The 15425-nt window shown below is 42.2% G+C and carries 15 protein-coding genes; 2 read left to right on the top strand and 13 right to left on the bottom strand.

Going from position 1 to position 15425, the window contains the following annotated elements; all coding sequences use genetic code 11:
- Nucleotides 1–14 precede the first annotated feature (14 nt).
- The 6 genes from MSTHT_RS05755 to cofE form a co-directional block, all read right to left on the bottom strand.
- Entirely contained in the window at nucleotides 15–1781 is a 1767-nt protein-coding gene (locus tag MSTHT_RS05755) for a ribosome biogenesis/translation initiation ATPase RLI (protein ID WP_048166957.1), read from the bottom strand.
- Nucleotides 1782–2255: 474 nt separating this feature from the next.
- The gene (locus tag MSTHT_RS05750) at nucleotides 2256–2669 is read right to left on the bottom strand and encodes an EMC6-like membrane protein (RefSeq protein ID WP_231588213.1); all 414 of its coding nucleotides are present in this window, start codon (nucleotides 2667–2669) and stop codon (nucleotides 2256–2258) included.
- 235 nt (nucleotides 2670–2904) lie between these two features.
- Nucleotides 2905–3918: an MBL fold metallo-hydrolase gene (locus MSTHT_RS05745; RefSeq protein WP_048166955.1), complete on the bottom strand. Its 1014-nt coding sequence runs from the start codon at nucleotides 3916–3918 to the stop codon at nucleotides 2905–2907.
- Between the two features lie 528 nt (nucleotides 3919–4446).
- A complete protein-coding gene (locus tag MSTHT_RS05740; protein ID WP_048166954.1) occupies nucleotides 4447–4854 on the bottom strand; it encodes a DUF1699 family protein in 408 nt (135 codons plus the stop codon).
- 613 nt (nucleotides 4855–5467) lie between these two features.
- Nucleotides 5468–5734 carry a thioredoxin gene (gene trxA / locus MSTHT_RS05735; RefSeq protein WP_048166953.1) on the bottom strand — a complete coding sequence of 89 codons (267 nt, stop codon included), beginning with the start codon at nucleotides 5732–5734 and terminating at the stop codon, nucleotides 5468–5470.
- Nucleotides 5735–6028: 294 nt separating this feature from the next.
- A complete protein-coding gene (gene cofE / locus MSTHT_RS05730) occupies nucleotides 6029–6892 on the bottom strand; it encodes a coenzyme F420-0:L-glutamate ligase (protein ID WP_048166952.1) in 864 nt (287 codons plus the stop codon).
- Nucleotides 6893–6984: 92 nt separating this feature from the next.
- Here cofE and MSTHT_RS14465 point away from each other — a divergent pair, with 92 nt between their 5' ends.
- Complete coding sequence (locus MSTHT_RS14465) at nucleotides 6985–7161, top strand: hypothetical protein (protein ID WP_156149725.1); 177 nt, start codon at nucleotides 6985–6987, stop codon at nucleotides 7159–7161.
- A gap of 9 nt (nucleotides 7162–7170) precedes the next feature.
- Here MSTHT_RS14465 and MSTHT_RS05725 read toward each other — a convergent pair whose 3' ends face one another.
- The 3 genes from MSTHT_RS05725 to folP all read right to left on the bottom strand — a co-directional run bounded on the left by MSTHT_RS05725 (nucleotide 7171) and on the right by folP (nucleotide 10083).
- Nucleotides 7171–8052, bottom strand: a complete 882-nt coding sequence (locus MSTHT_RS05725) for a methylenetetrahydrofolate reductase (protein WP_048166951.1) — start codon at nucleotides 8050–8052, stop codon at nucleotides 7171–7173.
- Between the two features lie 187 nt (nucleotides 8053–8239).
- Entirely contained in the window at nucleotides 8240–8854 is a 615-nt protein-coding gene (locus MSTHT_RS05720; protein ID WP_048166950.1) for a methylenetetrahydrofolate reductase C-terminal domain-containing protein, read from the bottom strand.
- Between the two features lie 2 nt (nucleotides 8855–8856).
- Nucleotides 8857–10083 carry a dihydropteroate synthase gene (gene folP, locus MSTHT_RS05715; RefSeq protein ID WP_048166949.1) on the bottom strand — a complete coding sequence of 409 codons (1227 nt, stop codon included), beginning with the start codon at nucleotides 10081–10083 and terminating at the stop codon, nucleotides 8857–8859.
- Nucleotides 10084–10195: 112 nt separating this feature from the next.
- Here folP and MSTHT_RS14460 point away from each other — a divergent pair, with 112 nt between their 5' ends.
- Nucleotides 10196–10342 (top strand): hypothetical protein, encoded by a 147-nt coding sequence (locus MSTHT_RS14460; protein ID WP_156149724.1) that lies wholly within the window; start codon nucleotides 10196–10198, stop codon nucleotides 10340–10342.
- A gap of 624 nt (nucleotides 10343–10966) precedes the next feature.
- Here the strand turns inward: MSTHT_RS14460 and MSTHT_RS05710 are convergent.
- The 4 genes from MSTHT_RS05710 to MSTHT_RS05695 form a co-directional block, all read right to left on the bottom strand.
- On the bottom strand, nucleotides 10967–11830 hold the full coding sequence (locus MSTHT_RS05710; RefSeq protein WP_048166948.1) for a bifunctional methylenetetrahydrofolate dehydrogenase/methenyltetrahydrofolate cyclohydrolase: 864 nt from the start codon (nucleotides 11828–11830) through the stop codon (nucleotides 10967–10969).
- Nucleotides 11831–11856: 26 nt separating this feature from the next.
- The gene (gene glyA, locus MSTHT_RS05705) at nucleotides 11857–13095 is read right to left on the bottom strand and encodes a bifunctional serine hydroxymethyltransferase/L-allo-threonine aldolase (RefSeq protein WP_048166947.1); all 1239 of its coding nucleotides are present in this window, start codon (nucleotides 13093–13095) and stop codon (nucleotides 11857–11859) included.
- A 410-nt stretch (nucleotides 13096–13505) separates the two neighbouring features.
- The gene (purN, locus tag MSTHT_RS05700) at nucleotides 13506–14114 is read right to left on the bottom strand and encodes a phosphoribosylglycinamide formyltransferase (protein WP_048166946.1); all 609 of its coding nucleotides are present in this window, start codon (nucleotides 14112–14114) and stop codon (nucleotides 13506–13508) included.
- Between the two features lie 270 nt (nucleotides 14115–14384).
- Nucleotides 14385–15368 carry a transcriptional regulator gene (locus MSTHT_RS05695; RefSeq protein WP_048166945.1) on the bottom strand — a complete coding sequence of 328 codons (984 nt, stop codon included), beginning with the start codon at nucleotides 15366–15368 and terminating at the stop codon, nucleotides 14385–14387.
- Between the last annotated feature and the right edge of the window lie 57 nt (nucleotides 15369–15425).

Raw genomic sequence — 15425 nt, 5'->3', positions numbered from 1 at the left:
TTGGTCTGGCGAATTTAACTACTAGCCGAGTAGTAGTAATTTCCACTTTCCTTCTGTTCCCGGTCAAGCCTTGAGCCTAGATTATTTACACGCGGGCGTTTTGTTTCCTCATCCCGGCGGAAGGTTATCCCCAGATTTTTCAGGAATCTGTTCATACCTTCTTTCATGCTGAACGGACCGTGCGCCTCACCGTACACAGACGGCTTGCCTTCAAAAACCATGAGGCGCTGGCTCAACATGTCTATCATGTAGATATCGTGGTCTACAACAAGAGCTGTCTTCTGGTTGTTCTCGGCAAAACGGCTAATGACCTTAGTAACCATGGAACGTTGTTCCACGTCCAGATGGGCACTGGGTTCATCCAGAATATAGAGGTCGGCTTCCTGAGAAAGACAGGCTGCAATTGCAACCCTTTGCAGCTCTCCGCCGCTGAGATCCGTAAGCAAGCTGTCATAGATCCTATCAAGCTGGAGAGGGTTCGCTATCTCTACATCATAGTAACTGGTTCCGAACTGCCTTGTGATCCCGCGCAGGAAGTCCTGTACACGCACAGGGATATCGGCTTTAATGTACTGCGGCTTGTAAGAGATCTTGACATCTATGCCGGGGTCGCCTTCATCAGGTTTGATTTCGCCTGCTAAGATTTTTACAAAGGTGGACTTACCTATACCATTCGGACCAACTATTCCAAGCACTTCACCTTCCCTAAGGCTGCCGCCTGCAGCTTTCAGGGTGAAGCCGTCACCGAATTTCTTTGAAAAACTGCCAAACGTGACCATTGACCTTAACTGGTAATCTTCTCTCGGGGGATGAACCTCAAATTTAATGGCTTCAGGTCGGATTCGTATGTTTTCTTCAGGGAGGTATCCTTTAAGGTACTGGTTAATCCCCACACGTACACTCTTTGGGAGAGTGATTACACCGAAGGCTGCTGGTTCTCCATAAGCAATGTGAATTACATCGGTAAGCATATCCAGGATTGCAAGATCGTGCTCTACCACAAGTACTGACCTATCCTTTGAGATTTTCTGGATAAGGCGTGCAACGTTAATCCTCTGGTAGATGTCAAGGTAAGGGCTGATCTCGTCAAAGAAATAGAATTGAGCATCCTTTGCCGCACAGGCTGCAATTGCCACGCGCTGCAGTTCTCCACCGCTCAGTTCTGAAATCTTCCTGTCGACTACATTTTTTAAGTCAAGATAGTCTATAAGTTCATCAAGTATGCCTCTCTCATCAGTTTTTCCAAGCAGTTCTGAGGTTTTTCCTTTGAAGGCTTTAGGGATAAGATCCACATACTGGGGCTTTTGGGAAACCCGGACCTTCCCATCTATAACAGCTTTGAAATAGTCGTAAAGCGCAGTTCCGGCATAATGTTCAAGCACGGTATCCCAGTCGCCTTTCTCTTCTCCGAAGTTAGGGATCAAAGCTCCTGAGAGAATCTGTACGGATGTACTTTTCCCTATACCATTAGGTCCTAGAATTCCTGTTACTTTTCCTACCCTGGGTACAGGCAGCCCAAAGAGGACAAATCCATTCGGTCCATACCTGTGAGTTGGCTCTTTCAGAGCTTCAGGAAGCCCTATAATCATAATAGCCTTAAAAGGACATTTATTTACACAAATCCCACAACCTACACAGAGTTCTTCGGAAATGACGGGTTTTCCGCCTTCCTCAAAAACAATTGTCTCATCCCCTGTCCGGACCCTCGGGCAATATTTCTCGCACTCCTTGCTGCACCGTCTGGGCTGACATCTATCTTTATCAAGTATAGCTATTCTCATGATAGTCCCCGAAAATTACGTTTTTTTATTGATTTATCAGTTAAAATGGAATGGCATGTCTGTCTTAATTTCTCAGGCAAGGCACATAAAGTATTGGCTTGCTATAGTAAAAACCAATTAATATAGCAGAGCAATATGACAATATAAGGGCGCTCTACTGAGAATTTATTGTACATATACAGCAGTATCGGTTATGAAATGCCTTCTCTAGTATATGAATCGTTGGACGAACACGGGCGTAAGAACCGCCCAGGAATCTAACAGGATAAAGAGCGAATTTCATAAATAAACGGATAAATTAATCTTGCTGAAAAAAATCAATCTTACAGGAATCCGGCAAATCAAACCAGAAAATCCCGTAATAAAAATCCTGTAAATCCTGAAATTAGATACCTGTAGCAGCAAACATATATAAAAGGCTTTCATAAATTGAAAGCCTTTTTGCAGTTCAGGAAAGACGATTTAAAGAAGATTTTAATTCAGGAGTAGAGTCCAGGTAACAAGGAAGAAATCAATAATTACAAACTCTACGTAGAACCAGTCCTTGAATTTGAACTCTTTTATGTCGATCTTGATTGGGGGATAGATGAGCTTCTGTATGAAATATGTAAGCCCGATAACAATCATAAGTATTGCATACCATTGCCTATCTTCCCCGGTCCCATAAAGGCTGAAACATATAACTCCTGCGATTATACCAAGTACTGCGGCTACTACCGTTTTTATAATTCCGTCCCTGTGTTCCTTTCTCTTTTCTTCAGGCGTCCTTTCCTTAATAAAGCTCTTCTTCTCCGGAGTTTCAACCTTAGCTACGGGCTTTTCTGCAGCACGTCCTGTAGTTTTTGCGGGTTCCTTTCTGTACTTTGACTTAGGGTTTTGCTTACTCAAACTGTATACTCTCCTGAACGGCAATTAACATTCCCGGGATGCGATAGTGGTCAGGATCTAATCTCAGTTAGAATTAGACCTGAATATTATGATCTGAACTCGCAGATCTGAGCTATCAGATTAAGATCATTGTATTTAAATTATTAGAATTAAATTATTGAAATAAGACTCTGGTACTAAACTGTTTTATGGGTTATTGAGCTGGATAATGAAATCCAGTTGCTGGAAGAGATAATTAAATAAATCCATCGTTTAAAACATTACCGATCTGATCTATGGATATCGAATCCATTCCTATTGAATTTAAATGTTTTGAAAATTTTGAGGGCCTGTGCCCTCCCGGATGATAGACAAGTGTGACCTCAGGCGAAAGTCTCCTGACCATGTTCTCAAGTCCGCAGGCGTCAAGATGATCGCTTATCCGGATTATTGGATATGGGTAGTCCATGCGGCAGCTGAGTACATATTTTTTCATGTTCCAGGGAAGTTTGTCAAGATCCCAGGGAGGAACAATAAAAACCCCATCTTTGGAATCAAGTCCTGCAAGTTCCCCAGCATTCTCAAGCATGCTGCGGGTAAGAGCCCTTGTCCTTGCCTCCATGCGGATTGCACCGTCATATCCGAAGCTTCTTATGAGTCTGACTGCGCGCTGGGCTTTTCCAAATTCATATGCTCCAAAGGCAACCGAACCATTTTCAAAAAGTGCAGATTTCATGCCTTCGAGGTCATCTGCAAAATGGCAGGCAGGATCGGCAGGGTCACCATAGTTAGCCTCAGTAATAAGGACGTCACAGGGAGGAAGCCTGCTTGCATCTTTCACATCCCCTGTAACCAGAATCCTTGTCCCTACTTCGTTTTCCCAGTAAAAAGCCGTTGCACCTGCTGTATGCTCCGTAGGGAAGGTCTTTACTTTTGTACCCATTATATCGATTTCACTCCCGAGCTTGAACATACTGCCCGCAAATCTCCTGTCATGCCTGATTTCAAGCGCCATTGCGGTCTTTTCCGAACATACAGCATTGGGGGAGAGCATAGCTGATTTTCCATGATGGTCAGAGTGGGCATGAGTAATAAGATAGGCATCGGGCTGGAGATGTTTTCCAGGTGTGCGAGTAGTGTCAATAGAAAAGGTGCGCAAATCTCCGGCATTATCCCTGAACCGGAGAGAAAGATGCGGTTTAAAAGTTCCGCGCGAATTACGTTGCCTGAGCACCAGCACACCAAGATCAATCAGTTTTTTAGAAATCACGTAAATCCTTGAGGAAAATAATACTTAAAATATTTAAGCTTAGGGAAAAGCTGTAGATTCGTAATATAGTAGTTTTATATAAAAACAATTGGCATTGAAGCCCAATTAGGTTCATTTTTAAAAAAACAGTATTTTGAAAGGAAGAATCAATACTGACGAAGTTTTAGCATCCTGAAAAATCCATTGGAAAAGAAGTTAAAAATAAGATTATCCCAGCCAAAGAGATCGTAAAGTTTGTTTTCTAATTAGTTTTGATAGTAACTTCGATATCAACTCCCTGGATCTCGGAACCTTCTCAGATTATAAATCTTTTGAGAAGTACAATAAATTAACTTAAGAAATAAAGAATCTTTTTGTTATCTTGAAAAGTACACCTCAATTATATTTTACAGTTTTCTACTTCCTCTTTACATAAGCTTCTAAAAAAGAGATTCAAGCCGGAGATCGGATCTGCAGAGCTCGAAAGATTCGGACCTTACGATTCAATCTCCAGTAAAACCTCTGACAGCATACCTTACTCTGCCCTGATCAGATAGAAGCTTCTTTAGCAATAATATAAGCGACCAGTTCGGGATTAAGCTTATTTTCCCTTGAAATCCTTGCTTCAATATCCTCCTTGGATTTACCTTCTATTCTCATCTCTCTTATTTTCTCAGTAACTGAGGATGGAATGGTGTAGTATTCGTTTATATCCTTTCTGTGACCCCATACATCACCTTCGATGAGCTGGATTCTCTGCATCTCAAGAAACATTTCTATAGATTTTGAAACTGTAGCCATATAGGATTTAGGTAATTGAATTACCTCAAGCTTCGGGCAAGTTTCAACCAGTCCCAAAATATCCTTGTTCGACGGCCTGAAAGCCAGGTGAACAACACGCTCATTAGGATTAAGTGTAAAGATTTCTTCTCTTGAACTAACCACTCGGATTCTCATGTTTTTCTCATCCCACTGCAAATTTTTTAAATTTTACATTGATATATTAGGATATACTGACTATAAATATTTATCCTATTCAACTAACATTATTTAGATAGTATTCTCGATTCTTGATTCACAAAATATTTCTTAGATATGCAGGTGAAGGCAAGGAAAAATAAACGACCACTATTATTGCAAATTGTCTTCTATTTGGATTCGATTTTTTTCATCCCCACTTATTTAATTTTTTTATAAAAACTGATATAATTATTATGAAATTATGAAACCTCTAATATCTCTTTAGTGGGTAATTCCAATAAAACTTATACTCCCTGAGCAGAAAAAATTCGATTAAAGGCGAATGATTTTAGAGAATTATTAGTGGTTTAATATAAAGAACATATGAAATGACATCAAATATTTACGTTTAAAAGAAATTAAATTCACTTTCAAAAGAAATAAAACACATCTCCAAAAAAAGTGAAGGGTTGTGCAAAAATAGACGTAGCTAATATTTGCAGTCCGATTTTTGGCTTAACAAGTATAGAAAAAGCTCAAAGACCGTATGGAAAAAAACTAGCCCCAGGTTTCTTGAACCCCGGACGATCTTTATCAGAAGAATTTAGGGTCAGAGGAGCTTATCTAGCTCTGACGCAATAACGCTGCCCTGGGTTACCCCCATAAAGCGTTTTACTTCGGTTCCGTCTTTCTGAATGATTAGAGTTGGGACGGCATGTATGCCATATTTGGAGGCCAGTTCCTGGTTTTCGTCTACATCGATAATCTTGAACTCAACCTTATCCCCGTACTTTTTCTCGAGCTCTTCAAGAATCGGTTTTTGCATCCTGCAAGGTCCACACCATGTTGCTGAAAAGTCCAATAATATCGGCTTCATAAAATCACCTGAATATCTTGAAACGTCTGAAACCTTCTCTGTTTTTAATTTAATTCACTCCGGAAAGCGCATGGAAGAACCGTATACTGCCTATAAAGGCATATACGACAAAGCTGCCGGAGACCCAATCCTGATGATAGGCGACCTGATAGCTGGATTTACCAAATACAGGGTCGGGACTTAATAATTGTATGTATTATCTTCGAGAATATATAACGCTTATCTCAAGCTTATGGTTTTACTGTAAATATATTCGTAAGAGAAAGCCTCAATAGGCCTGAACAGGTTGAGAAATCAGTCGTTTTTTCCAGTACATTTATTATCGGCTTTACCACTAGTACATTTATTGTCGGCTTTGTCACTAGTACATTTATTCTCGGCTTTGCATCTAATAACGTTACCGAAATACATGCAGCCTTCCATAGGGATAGTTGGCATTTCCGGAGACTCATTTACCATAATCACAGGAGCACCCCTAATAAGCACGCAGGGCACTCTTTCTCCGGCTTCTCCCATAATAAGTTCTGCAGCTGAGACAAGGTTATCTGCTACAGCCTTATAAGTAAGGCGGAGAGGTTTCCCATAAATGTCATGGGTTCCACGAACGTCCTCTACAGGCACAAAACCTGAGACTCCAAGCGCGATTCCCGAGCAACCAAGCCTGAGAGGTTGGGTTCTGCTATCCCCTATGATTACTCCAAGCCTGCAGGAGTAATGCTGTTCAAGCCTATGCCTGATGTTTTCGGAACTTTTCCGCGGGTCTTTGGGAAGCAGAGTTACATAGCCTTCAGGGGAATTGGAAGAATCAATACCTGCATTAGGAGCCAGGACACCTTTTGTAATTGTAAGAGCAGCGCCTGGCACGCCCCCAAAAATCTCATCGCATTCCTGAAGCACAAGTTCCATTTCCCTGGGGTCGATACCGTATTTTTCCCCAAGCTCCTTTGCTCTTTTACATGGAGTGATATCTGCAAGCTTGACGACTCTTCTTTCTGCAGTGCCAACCGCGGATTCGGCAATCACGAAAATATCCCCGTCAACAGGAACAATTCCTGATTCCTCCAGAGCCTTTTCTAGAATCTGTACTATATCATCCCCTTCGCGGATAATAGGGGTCTTAATCCCGAACATCTGGATGGAAACGTTTTCTGAACTCATATTTTGTTGCCTTTAGAATTAATGATTAGCCTGTTTTGCTGAATCAAAAATAGATGTAAACCAAAGCGTAAAATACTGCAGGATATTGATAAATGTATCCAATGGTTGCAGAGAAGAGCAAGGAATATGTAAACAGAGTGCTCAAGAAGAACAGGAGAACAAAAGGTTCTGCGGAGAATAAAAGATTCTATGTGGAAAACGAGGAGATACAGAACCTTGCCGCCGAAAAGGTGGAAAAAGAGGTTTTTACAGTACAGGCATATTTTTAAACTCTCATCTTAATCATTTCCCAGAATCCCAGCCATAGAAAGCAGTCTCGGAGTATTTTTATGAGAGCCTACAGGCATAATGTGGACTCCTCTTGATAGTTTCATAAGCTCTTTTATGGTCTCCGAAGCTATGGAAAGTCCTTCTTCAACCGGGTCAGGTGCATCTTTTATTCGGGACATAATTTCCTCAGGCACACTGATTCCTGAAATATACTTATTCATGAATTGCGCCATACTAAAGGACTTGAGTGGGATCAGCCCGGCAATAATAGGTACTTCAAGGTGGCTTGTAACCTCCATAAACTCCTCAAACATGCCCACATCATAGACAGCCTGAGTCTGAATAAATTCAGCTCCGCACCTGACTTTCTTTTCAAGCTTTATGAGCTGGATTGTTTTTCCGGGGTCTATTCCAGTTACAGCACCTGCACAGAAGGAAGTTCCCCCGTCCAGCTTGTTCCCTGCAAAGTCTATGCCTGAATCTAGCTTCCGGACAAGTTGAAGAAGCTGTACGGAATCGAGGTCGTATACAGGCTTTGAACCAGGGTGATCTCCGCACGAAGGATAATCCCCTGTCATCAAGCAGACATTTCGGATACCCAGAGCATACGCTCCCAGAAGATCTGACTGAAGTCCGATCCTGTTCCTGTCCCTGCAGGTGAGCTGCATAATAGGCTCATGCCCTTCATCAAGCAGAAGCTTGCTAAAAGCCAGGGAACTCATGTGCATAATCGAGCACTGGTTATCCGTAACATTTAAAGCATCTGCAATGCCTTTGAGATAGCGAGCATCTTCCAGGGAGCCTGAAAATCTTGTGCCCTTAGGGGGGGAAACTTCAGCAGTAACCAGAAATTTGCCGGAATTCAGTTTTTCGCGAAAATTAGTAAGCATTGGTAAGAATATTAGGAATGAAATTATTTAAACCATGCTCCTGTGAGATATAACAACACAAGGAAGACCAGATCTCTTGACTAATCTCAAACACTAAGATAAAAGATAATGCAGTTGCTTTTTGTGGATGAAAATCAAATAAGATAAAACAAAAATATGATTTATTAAATAAAAGGTTAAAAAGAAATTATTTAACTCCATGCTCCTGAGGAGCATGAATTGTATAAAGGAGTTCAAGCCTGTTGATTTTTTTCAGCCTATTATAAATTAGGGTCCAAACACACTCATTCTCTCTATTGACTTCACACATCCCGTCAACAACCCCTCCGCAGGGTCCATTCAGAAGTCCTTTGGGACACTGCGCTTTAGGGCAGAGCCCCCCGAATTCACCAATTGTGCATTTCCCGCACATTATACACTGGTCAGAGAGCAGCTTTCCTTGACTCGCACCGCCCAAAGAGAGAGTGTCATTTGAGCCAAATACAGGCACTTCCGTTACACTGGCAACCGTTGAGACTCCACTACCGCATCCCATTACCAGGATGCAGCGTGCCTCGGTTATTTTTTCGTTTTTCTGGACCAGAGAATCAAAAGACCGGACGCTGCAGGCTGCAGTGGGGAGAGCCCAGCCTACTACATGCTTTCCGCTTTTCTCAAGCTGTCTGCACATCTCAAGCACTTCTGGTTCTCCACCTGTCTTCAATTTTGCAGCACAGACATTGCATCCGATAATGAAGATATAGTCTTCGTCTTTTAACAGAGCCAGGATTTCTTCAAGGGGTTTTGCTGAAGTTATGATCATAATTACCTCAAATATCGATATTCCAGATCGCTCCGGTTTGCAATACATTCGCGGATCATTTCGGCAATAAGTGGTAGAGAACGCACCTGCCCTTCAAGTTTCTTGGCAAGGCGACCAAGCTGAAGCAGAGTGCCCATTACAAGCACATCAGTCATTTCTGTTTCATGGGAAACCGCATCTCTTGCCAGGGCTGCATCCCCTCCTCGGGCAAGCATTTCCTGCTTTATTATCAAAGCCTCTGTAGTCGTAAGATTGCGAATTTTCAGCACAAGATGAACGCTTTTGTCCTGCATTATCTGTGAGCCTGTCCTGGTTACCCCAAGTCTCCGCATTACAATGGCTGCGTCCTGCGGGACTTTTACCTCAACCACAGAAGCCTCATACCTGCCCTCTTTTACTACACTTGGTCGGCTCCTTACAGCCCTTGAGAGCTTTACAACATCGAAAGTCTCAGGCACATCATGTGTACGGATAATATGAGCACCTTTGTAGACTGCAATAGCTGCTGCTGCCAGGCTGCCGTAGAATCTTTCAGTAGCAGGTTTTCCCAGTACATCTCCTATGAAAGATTTTCTTGAGAGGGCTGCCAGTAAAGGTTTCTCAAAAATCTTAAGGCGGTCAAAATTATCAAGGGTCTCTAGGTCATAAATAGTAAGCTTTTCTTCGGTCCACCTACCTATTGCAGGGTCAAGTATAAGATTTTTCGGATCTATGCCTCCTGTTTCTGCAGTTTGTATAATGGAATCAAGCGATTCAATAATAGAATCCATTCCGAGAGGGTCACCCGGAACTTTATTTGATGCCATAACAATAGCGGGGCATCCGTAATCCGCTACTACTTTAACCATTCTGGGGTCTGCGGTGAACCCGGAGACATCATTAATTACCTGAGCTCCTTTTTTGAGAGCTTCTTCTGCGATTTCGGAAAACATTGTGTCTACTGAGATCACAGCATCCACATTACCCTCCAGAGTTTCAAGCACTGGCAGAAGCCGTTTGAGTTCTTCTTTCCTACTTATAGGTTCGGAGAAGCGCCAGGTTGAACGTGCTCCAATATCAATGAAGGTTGCTCCATCCTTAACCATTTTCTGAGCTATCTCGAGCGCAGAGTCCGGGTTTACGACCGAGTTTTCGTAAAATGATTCTGGACTCAGGTTAATTATACCCATTACATGTGAAGGGTACTGGTCTCCTACTTTCATACCGCAGATATCAGTATCAACAACCATTTTTGACAACCAGACTATATGGGTTTTAAACGATTTAACGTCAGCCGGCGCTTAATAAACACTGGTAAACAGGCATTGGCGGAAGCCAGGTTCATAAAGGCTTTTTTCAGCCATGGAAGATTTCAAGGACATGCTCTTGAATCGGGAGATACATTTTATTTCGTTTCCAGGAAATCCTGTGAAAAAAGAACCTTTTATTCCATTACCAGAAGCTTCCGGGCAGGGGGAATTTATTGATGATTATTATCAGGATAATTGAATAATCACTGTAATGATATATTAATTAATTCATATCAGCTTGATTTATCAGGTAGATTTGATTAAGACATGCTGAAGGCATGTTTAAACGGGCACTAAGACTTACAGTGGAACTTACTCTACCAGCCGATTATTTTATAGCATCAAACCTATAAAATTGGACCCAATAATTATTTCGAATTTTACTGGTGGTAAACTTTATTGTAATAAAATAGGCTTCAATAATACATAAAAATATTGATGTGTAGAAACAGTCTGGCACAATTGGGATAGCAATATTGTGCATTAATTAAGAAATCGGCTATGAAAACCAGCTATTATTAATGTAGGCTGGCAAGATAGGAGAGATAATGCTGGATTTTTCAAATATGACACAATTGGGAAAAACAACTTTTCTTGTTTTAGTGTGAATTGAGTAAGACAGGAAACAATGCCTCAAATCCGCAACCTGCCGCCTTAGCTTTACAATCCGTGCCTCAGCCTTATAATCCAGCCCTTAGTCTGTACTCGATGCTTTATAATAACTCATTGCTTTAACTTGAACATTCATACCGCATTTATTTTTTTCTGAAAAAATAAAAAAGAAGATTAACAGACCCGGTAAAAAAGCCTTAATAAAGTAGCTTTAAAAGTTTTTTTCTGCACATTTAAGTACATGCTTCATCAGCATGGCAACGGTGACAGGACCTACGCCGCCAGGGACAGGTGTGATGAGGGATGCTTTCTTGATTACATTCTCAAAATCAACGTCTCCATATACGCCGTCTTTTTCCTGCGTAATTCCAACGTCAAAGATCACTGCCTCTTCCTTTATCATGTCGGCTTTGATAAGGTGTTTCACTCCAGCTGCAACTACAAGGATATCCGCACCAAGAGTATATCTCTTAAGGTCGTCGGTGAACACGTGGCAAACCGAAATGGTTGCGTTCCGGTTAAGGAACATTGCTGCCATAGGTTTTCCAACAACATTGCTGTGCCCTACAACAACCACGTTTTTGCCTTTGACAGGCACATTGTACTCTTCAAGCGCCCGGATGATCCCATGTGGAGTGCAGGGAACAAGCCCTTCGTCCCCGATCATCAGTTTTCCCATATTGTAGGGATGAAAGCCATCTGCATCTTTCTCAGGCGCAATGGCTTCCATTGCTTCCTGAGGGGAAAGATGTTTCGGAAGCGGAAGCTGGAGCAAAATTGCGTGCACATCCCTGTTTTTGTTAAGGCTATCGATCAGAGAGATAAGTTCCTCCTGACTGGTTTCTGCCGGAAGAATATGGTCTTCTGCCCGGATGCCCACACGTTCGCAGGCTCTATGCTTAATTCGGACATACATTCTAGATGCAGGGTCGTCGCCTACGAGGATTGTGGCAAGTCCAGGAGTAATGCCTCGGCCGCTTTCCAGAGCTTCAAGTTCTGACTTTACTTCATCTTCAATCTGCCTTGCAAGAGCTTTACCATCTATAATTCGTGATTCGTAGCCTTCAACTGACATTGATAAAAGCACCCCAACCTCTTAGATTAGCGATAAACTGGGAATTTTGAGCAAAGTTCCCTGACCTTACCGCTTATTTCCGACAGGAGATTATCGTTTTCTGCATTTTTGATCGCAATCTCGATATAGTCGGCAATTATTTCCATTTCTTTTTCCTTCATGCCCCTTGTGGTACAGGCAGGGGTTCCGAACCTTACTCCGCTCGTGACAAATGGGCTGCGGGTCTCGAAGGGCACCGTGTTTTTGTTTGCAATAATCCCGGCTTTGCTCAGGGCGGCTTCTGCGTCCTTGCCTGTTATATTCATATTGTTTAGGTTTACAAGCATAAGATGGTTGTCCGTACCGCCAGAAACGATATTAAAGCCCTTCTCTTTTAGGCATTTACAGAGGGTTTTTGCATTCTTCACGGTTTGCACCTGATCACGTTTGAACTGATCACTCATAGCCTCCTTAAAAGCCACAGCCTTTCCAGCTATAATGTGCATGAGGGGACCGCCCTGGATGCCTGGGAAAACCGCTTTGTCGACTTTGGCTGCAAGTTCCTCTGTTCTGGAGATAATCATTCCGCCTCTCGGGCCTCGCAAGGTTTTATGGGTTGTGCTGGTAACAAAGTCCGCATAAGGTACAGGGCTCTGGTGCACACCTGCAACTACAAGCCCTGCAATGTGGGCAATATCTGCAAGCAAGTACGCTCCAACTTCATCAGCGATTTCACGGAACTGCTTGAAATCAATCTCACGAGGATAAGCTGAGGCTCCGCAAACAATCAATTGTGGCTTACATTTCTTTGCTTTTTCCAGAAGCTCGGAATAATCCAGCATTTCAGTCTCTTTACTGACCCCATACGGCACAACATTATAGAGCTTTCCGGAAAAGCTCACCGGGCTGCCGTGGGAAAGATGCCCGCCGTGGGACAGATCCATTGACATAATAGTGTCTCCGGGCTGCAAGACTGAAAAATAGACAGCCATATTTGCTCCTGAACCCGAGTGAGGTTGGACGTTAACGTATTTTGCGTTAAAAATCTCCTTTGCCCTGGCAATTGCAAGGTCTTCAGCAACGTCTACGAAATCGCAGCCGCCATAGTAACGTTTACCTGAATATCCTTCGGCATATTTATTGGTCAGGATCGAGCCCTGAGCTTCCATAACAGCTTTGCTCGCGTAGTTTTCGGATGCGATAAGATTCAATTTGTATTCTTGGCGCTCGGCTTCTTTATTGATAGCCTCGGACAGTTCCGGATCAATTTTTTCAATATAAGACATTACTGTCACCTGTTCATTTAAAATTCAAAATCAAGGTTTTTTATGGATTGGGTTGTGTATCATTAAAGCTAACATGTGCATGTATGCAGGAGTTGCCTGACAGCCTGGAAAATCTCAAGACGCAGGGGCATTTAACGGTAAGAATCACCGGATAAATGGGAACATAATTCAGGCTATATACCTTCCTGATGGGGGATTTTCATATTGAAATTTCAGAACTCTCGGCAAAAGACTCCTGAATATTTTGAAGATAGGAAATTTCGAAACCTTAAAAGCCCTTATAGCCTGTAAGATTTCGTGGTGAATACCTATAATTTAGGGTTATTTATAATTATCAGGGGTTAATTAGTTGTTACTCGGTAGAATTTATTCCGGTTTTGCATAATTTTAAGTATTTTCTAAGTGCTTGCTCAATCCAGGATTACTACATTTCTACCCTCAATTTTAAGTTTACCTTCGGTAAAGAGCTTGACTGCTTCAGGGTAGATTATATGTTCCTGTTCCAGAATTCTATTAGTAAGCGTCTCTTCCGTATCCCCTGGAATCACAGGCACGCACTTCTGGAGAATTATTGGTCCTGAATCCAGCCCTTCATCTACAAAATGCACTGTACAGCCTGCGACCTTCACCCCATATTCAAATGCTTGCCTCTGGGCGTGAAGTCCTTTAAATGCCGGAAGAAGAGAAGGATGAATATTCATAATCCTGTTCCTGTAGGCTTCAATTATCTCATTTCCTAAAATCCGGAAATAACCTGCAAGCAGAAGAAGATCCGTATCGTACTGGTTCAGAATATTCAGAATCGCCTTATCGTATTCATCCCGGTCATATTTTTCGGGGTCAAGGAAAACTGTGCTTATTCCATGAATTCTTGCACGTTCGAGTGCATAGGCATTTGCCTTATTTGAGATAACCACATTAATTTCCGCATTCTTTATGTAACCCTTTTCAATGCTGTCTATAATCGCCTGGAGATTTGAGCCCCTTCCAGAAACCAGCACTGCAATCTTTACCGTCATCGAAGCTTCTAGATTGAAACAGTGTTATATTAGTTTTTTGGAATTATGCCCTAACTAACCACCTAATTTTTGCCCAATTCCATAAACTAAAATCAAAAGCTTGCTAAACGTATTTACCGAAGAAACCCTTGTGCCGGTTTATCACCAAGAGTTGCGCCGCTTGACCACGCCGTTGATTGGGGTTTTCGCTCAAGCCTTTTGAAAAAAGGCTTGCGCTCAAGCAGCTTTTTGAAAAGGCTTGTGATCCAAATTTTTTCTAAAAAGCTTGAGTTACACCCTGCTATGATTTTCCTTACGTTCTTCTATGAGGTTAAGGAATTCCTGAGAATCACTCATCCTGTCAAGCTCATTTTTCTCGACCATTACCGTGTTTTCTACGGATTTTACCTTGGTACGTCCGTTGATAATGAATACGGATTGAGTTTCAGTAACGCAGGAAATACTGCTCATAAGATGAGCCCTTTTGATTACGGTAGTATTGAATTCGCTGACTCCAGTAAGGATAACTGAAGATTTGTCCCGTGAAATTGCCTTGAAAGGAGCCTGTGAGGTAGGAAGAACGTCATATCCTAGCATTGAAAGTGTATTAAGGACAAGATCTTCGGGCAAAAGGGCGGAAGGCTTTTTCTTCTCTTCAATTCTGGGTTCTACCTTCTTCCTGGGCTTTCTGCTTCTGCAGGATTTCAGGATATCAATGGGCTTAGCGAGTTCAACCCCTAAAATTTCTTCCAGCTGGAGCACGACGTCTATCGATGCGTCCATGCCCTCTTCTTCGTACTTACTAATTGTCCTCCTTGAGACACCTACCATGGCAGCAAGGGTCCCAAGAGACATTGACTGACTCATCCTGGCTTTTTTGAGGATATCCCCTTCTATGGAGACATACAGCCCGCCAGGTGCTGCTGCAACCAGAGGAGGAACATTTTCAATAAAGTAATCGTGGAGTGTTTGCACATTTAGGGCAATGATGTCGTAGCGCATGTAAACAACGCTATCCTCAAGCATCTGATCTCTTGTCTTTGCCCCCACAACAATAGCAGAACCTCCAAGATATTCGGCCAGGTACTTCATCTCTCTGGCGGTCTCTTCATTCAGACCGTCAATATTAAATAAAACCTTGCAAAGTAATAGTATCTCGCCTTTCCGTGCGGCAATATCAAAACTTCTTGGACGTATATTGCATCGATCGGAAATTACAAAACCTGCACGTGTCAATACATCAATTATTTGATGTATGAGTACTTCTTTTGCCATTCCGATACCAATCTCTGTTTAATCATCTATATATATTTTTCTTTACTTCTGATAATC

The sequence above is a fragment of the Methanosarcina thermophila TM-1 genome (assembly GCF_000969885.1).
Lineage (GTDB): Archaea > Halobacteriota > Methanosarcinia > Methanosarcinales > Methanosarcinaceae > Methanosarcina > Methanosarcina thermophila.
Note: the sequence above shows the minus strand (reverse complement) of the source record. Positions and strands in the feature narration are given on the sequence as shown.

Bases quoted from the DNA above. Each gene is read 5' to 3' on its own strand.
- trxA (WP_048166953.1), bottom strand. From the start codon at position 5,734: ATGAAGCCGATATTATTGGACTTTTCAGCAACATGGTGTGGACCTTGC.
- MSTHT_RS05720 (WP_048166950.1), bottom strand. From the start codon at position 8,854: ATGATCATAACTTCAGCAAAACCCCTTGAAGAAATCCTGGCTCTGTTA.
- MSTHT_RS14460 (WP_156149724.1), top strand. From the start codon at position 10,196: ATGGAAGATTTCAAGGACATGCTCTTGAATCGGGAGATACATTTTATT.
- cofE (WP_048166952.1), bottom strand. From the start codon at position 6,892: ATGAGTTCAGAAAACGTTTCCATCCAGATGTTCGGGATTAAGACCCCT.
- MSTHT_RS05755 (WP_048166957.1), bottom strand. From the start codon at position 1,781: ATGAGAATAGCTATACTTGATAAAGATAGATGTCAGCCCAGACGGTGC.
- glyA (WP_048166947.1), bottom strand. From the start codon at position 13,095: ATGTCTTATATTGAAAAAATTGATCCGGAACTGTCCGAGGCTATCAAT.
- MSTHT_RS05710 (WP_048166948.1), bottom strand. From the start codon at position 11,830: ATGTCAGTTGAAGGCTACGAATCACGAATTATAGATGGTAAAGCTCTT.
- folP (WP_048166949.1), bottom strand. From the start codon at position 10,083: ATGGTTGTTGATACTGATATCTGCGGTATGAAAGTAGGAGACCAGTAC.
- MSTHT_RS05725 (WP_048166951.1), bottom strand. From the start codon at position 8,052: ATGCTTACTAATTTTCGCGAAAAACTGAATTCCGGCAAATTTCTGGTT.
- MSTHT_RS14465 (WP_156149725.1), top strand. From the start codon at position 6,985: ATGTATCCAATGGTTGCAGAGAAGAGCAAGGAATATGTAAACAGAGTG.
- purN (WP_048166946.1), bottom strand. From the start codon at position 14,114: ATGACGGTAAAGATTGCAGTGCTGGTTTCTGGAAGGGGCTCAAATCTC.
- MSTHT_RS05695 (WP_048166945.1), bottom strand. From the start codon at position 15,368: ATGGCAAAAGAAGTACTCATACATCAAATAATTGATGTATTGACACGT.
- MSTHT_RS05740 (WP_048166954.1), bottom strand. From the start codon at position 4,854: ATGAGAATCCGAGTGGTTAGTTCAAGAGAAGAAATCTTTACACTTAAT.